At 31.7% G+C, this 4537-nt stretch carries 3 protein-coding genes; all 3 read left to right on the top strand.

The window, feature by feature from the left end:
• Window positions 1–447: 447 nt before the first annotated feature.
• The 3 genes from EKM81_RS10890 (at window position 448) to EKM81_RS10880 (ending at window position 4468) form a co-directional block, all read left to right on the top strand.
• Window positions 448–1602, top strand: coding sequence for a glucosyltransferase domain-containing protein (locus EKM81_RS10890; RefSeq protein WP_225420253.1), 1155 nt, complete (start codon window positions 448–450; stop codon window positions 1600–1602).
• Between the two features lie 386 nt (window positions 1603–1988).
• Window positions 1989–3491, top strand: coding sequence for a glucosyltransferase domain-containing protein (locus EKM81_RS10885; protein WP_164509307.1), 1503 nt, complete (start codon window positions 1989–1991; stop codon window positions 3489–3491).
• 47 nt (window positions 3492–3538) lie between these two features.
• A complete protein-coding gene (locus tag EKM81_RS10880; RefSeq protein WP_125651571.1) occupies window positions 3539–4468 on the top strand; it encodes a glycosyltransferase family protein in 930 nt (309 codons plus the stop codon).
• The last annotated feature ends 69 nt before the right edge of the window (window positions 4469–4537 follow it).

Below are 4537 nucleotides of genomic sequence, written 5' to 3'. Positions count from 1 at the left end.
TCCGGCCCATACAAAAACTCCTTCCTAGGAAGACAAGCTTTAATTATTTGCTTGTCTACCCAAGAAGGAGTATAGCCGACCAAGAATTTAATAGGCTTTCTCTTTTTTTTAAAAATACACATTTGGGAAATTATTACATCAATTTTTGTCGTAATGATTAGTTTTGGCTATAAATTTTTTTCAACAGCTTACGCGATAGACAGTGAAATCTTTATTAATAATGTAACTAAATATAGAAGGAATTGGACCTCCTTAGGGAGATATTTTCTTTATTTAATGAGTAAGCCCTTTCGTTTTTCTCTGAATTTGAATCCATCATTTTTGAGTATAATTACGTATGGGCTTTTAACCATTTCAAATTTTTTAATTTTATATCTTTTTTACGTTTGTGGTGTTCGAAAACGGAAAGCAATGTTAGTTTTTTCCGGGATATAATTAAGCTCACCAATTATAATTGAACAAACCATCTTTACAATGCAATCGGCAGAAGTGATAATTGCTGTTAATATGATTATTGCTTCTGCAATTATTATTAAACAAGTTACTTACGTGCATTCGTTAAAAACGTGGTTTTTTTTCTCGTTGGCGATTATTTTGAATGTATTGGCTTTTGGCACCTATTCATCCCTATTTGTTTTGTTTATTGTTTTAACATTAATGATTATTGAATTAGATCTGTTCCATTTATCGGATCAAATAACGCTTAAATGTTATTTTTTTAAAATATTACCTTATATGCTTGTGTTCATCATGTCTTATTTTATTCATTCATTTTTAGTTTGGATTAGCAAATCTTTAGTGGGGGTGAGCCGAAATTCACAGTATTTCAATTCTCAAATTGGTATCAAAAATTTAGGTATATCCGCATATATCAAGCACATATATGATGGATTCATTAATAATTTTTTAACTCTTCACAATAAGTATTTTTTTTGGTTACTATTACTTACATTTCTAATTAGTTTGGTCTTGGTAGTCATTCGGAAAAGGCCAAATCTAGGTTGGCAATTATTAACAATTTTTCTAATTTTTATATTTTCTTTAACTAGTTTCTTAATTTTAGGAAAAATAACTCCAATTCGAGTTCTTTTTCCCTCAGTTCCGATAGTAGCTGCATTTTTTACAATGTTTATTATGCTAAACATTCGTCGGAATGTTTTCAGTAATATTTTGTTTGCAGCTTTTGTTTTAGTTATTTTTGGCCAGGCTAAAGTTACTTCAGATTTATGTTATTCAAGTGAGTTGGTTTTCCAAGATGATGTACTTCTAACACATCAGTTAGTAGGTGATTTACATGCTGAAGGTGTTAAAAATATTAACAATTATCAGCTTGCTGTAATTGGCGATTATCACGAGACAAATCCGCAAATATTAAAAGGGGACGTTGTGGGTTACTCTTTCTATGAGTGGGATCATGAAATGTTGAGGAACTCTAGTCGTCGGGTAAGTGGTTTGTGGCAAAGTCTTGGTTATTCAGTACAAACCGTTTCAAAAAGTGATTATTTAAGATTATTAGAACATGTAAAATTACAGGGGGATAATCGTCGTATTTTTATTTATGATGATATCATTGTCATTGATTTGAATAGTATGTATAGATAAAAAAGTAGTATTGAATTTTGATGTGCTCTTAGTTGTTAGAAGAAAATCCAACAATTAAGGGCATATTTAAGTTAAGAGACGTATTATTGCTGTAGGAATAAGTAATTAATACTTCATCACGAGTAAATAACAATCTATAACCAAAATAACTTGATGAATATTATAGTGCATACCTTGAATGGAGTTACTGAATAGTGTATTTTACTGACTAAAAATAATGTGAACATTGAAAATATCCATCGGAGTTGATAACTTATGCTTTTTTGACGGAAACTTGATAATTGAATTGTTCTAGAAACAGATTGATTTTACTAGGTATACTGGTATCATAATTAATGAACTATTTTTAACATTCAAAACAATTTTTGTTAACGGAGGAATTTCTAGTGAAAGTATTGTTAAGTGACTTTCAAAAGGGCCTAAAGAATTTTTATCATTTTATTGAAGATAATATTTTAAAAGTTGTCGCGGTTATAACTGTGTATTTGATTTCAATATCCGCAATTGGTCTGGTTAATTTTCCTTATATCGATGATACTGCCCGACAAATTGATGGTAGTACGAATTTCGGTAGACATTACGGTAGATGGGGAAGTGAGCTGCTTTCCTGGTTGGTTCAAGGAAGCCACCATTTGACAAATATGGGATTAGTTACACATTTTTTGACTGCTATTTTTTTGGGTGTTGCAAGTCTTGTCGTAATTTATCTGTTTAATAGGAAGTTTAGTTGGCTTTCTGTTTTTGCTTCAACCATACTTGGCTTAAATCCTTGGTTCTTGCAATGTGTTAGTTTCCGCTATGATAGCCCCTATATGGCTTTAAGTATATTGTTTTCAGTTTTACCATTTTTATGGTGGACAATAAACAAAAAGTCGTTCTACATTTTGTCCATAGTTGGCATATTTTTAATGTGTAATACCTACCAATTATCGTCCGGCATATTTATTGTGGTTGCATTGAGCTTATGCCTCATTTCCTTGTTATCTGGTGGAAAGTTCCTAGAGACTTTAAAAAAACTTTTACTTTCAGCAATTTCATATATTATTGCTATGGCACTTTTCGCTATTGAAACAAAACTAAATCCGGAGATCATTGATCGTGGTGCGACAGTCGCTCTTGCCAAATTGAGTGATTTACCGACTTCGATTTTACGTAATATTAAGGTTTATTTTCAAACGGTATATAGTGAAATGGCACATATCGTTATTGTGCTTGCGGTATTAGTAATCTTGCTTTTTATATTGTTGTCGGTTACCCATGCAACGATAAATCATACTATAGCGGTACTATATACTATCTTTTATCTTGTTCTAGCATCAGTATTTAGTTATGGCGTTTTACTGATATTTCAGCAACCATTGTCTGCCTGGAGTCTACGATATGAATATGGCTTAGCGGTTATGTTCACAATTATCCTAACTATGTTGATTGACAATACGTCAATTCAGTCAATAGGCGGATTACAGATATTTTCTAGGATATTAGTTATTCTGACAATTTACTACTCGCTATCGTTTCCATTTGTTTATGCTGCCAACTTAAGTGCACAAAAGGATTCCTTTGACCGACAGAGCATAATTCTCACGACTGATTTAAAAAATATGGTTACTGAAAAGACAAGTACAGTCTATATGAGTACGCTATTTCGTGATTCCCCTGTCCTAATTAATAGTGAACGCAATTACCCCATTCTTTCAAAGCTAGTTCCTAGTAATCAAAGCCTATATTGGCCAAATACGACATTATTTAATACGCAAAGTGGGCTCAATATCAACATTCAACAACTTGACGTTAGTACTTTTAAAAAGCGTGGAAAGAAATTAGTTCTGGAGAGTAAATTGTATGATATTTATTCGAATAAGAACGATCTATTTATCATAATGAAATGATTTTTGCATAAACATAATGTAATTGTATGAATGAGAATATTTGTAATATGGGCATTCGAAAGGAAGTATTGATGATATACAGTAAATTGGGCAAGGTAACGGGTTTATTGATTAGGGCTGTAACGATAATTGCAGTAGTAGTTTCTTTCTTTTTTTCGATGCAATCAAATATTCTTTTATTGGATAAGCTTTCCAAGGGATTTACGGTCTTTTTGGGTCTATTTCTTATCGCAAGCTATCTGGCAATAGTATTTTTAAGGAGAAAGAACATTGAATTTCTCTTTGGCCTATTAAAGAGGCATCAAAAAGAGATTTATCTGATGTCTTTTATTTTTGTCATTGTTTATCAAGTAATATTACTCTACGTTCTGAATGTAGAACCAATGTTTGATGCGAGAGGTTTATTAAATGGAATTACTATGCCTCAGGCTAATAATATTGCTAAGTATTTATCATATAATAGTAATAATCGGTTTATTTACTTCCTCAATTTATTCCTTAGTAGAATTATTGGAACTAATATTAAATCCTTTCAAATATTTAACGTTTTGCTTATAACGTTATCTGTTTATATGATGCGAATTGTTGGTGAAAAATTTAGCCACTCTAAATCAGTCGGCTACTTATCCTCCATAATCTTTATGATCTATGCTGCAATACAGCCGCTATTTCTTGTGCCTTACACGGATACGTATTGTGTTTTCCCAATGTTAACTTCCTGTTACTTCTTGCTAGCAGGTTTTGAAGAGAAAAATACTTATAAAGTATATGTCAAACTATTCTTAGCTGGATTCTTTTCAGCAATTTGCTACCTGGTTCGGCCAAGTGCAATCATCTTTGTAATATCGACAGTTATTTTCCTATTGGTAGATATCAAAGTAAACAGAGTGAATCAATTTCTACGACCATTTCTTCTAAGTTTTTTGGTTGCAAATTGTATAGTGATTTTTTCGTTTAATTTATTTAGCCGGATTTAAAATTGAAGTGCAACACCTAAATGACTAGACCAAAAAGGCCATGAAGACCTATTCTTATAGTTACCACAC

This window comes from Lapidilactobacillus gannanensis (genome assembly GCF_003946675.1).
Classification (GTDB): Bacteria; Bacillota; Bacilli; order Lactobacillales; family Lactobacillaceae; genus Lapidilactobacillus; species Lapidilactobacillus gannanensis.
This window is presented reverse-complemented; position numbering and strand designations above follow the sequence as displayed.

Excerpts from the sequence above, each read along its gene's own strand:
- EKM81_RS10880 (WP_125651571.1), top strand. The coding sequence starts at position 3,539 with ATGGGCATTCGAAAGGAAGTATTGATGATATACAGTAAATTGGGCAAG.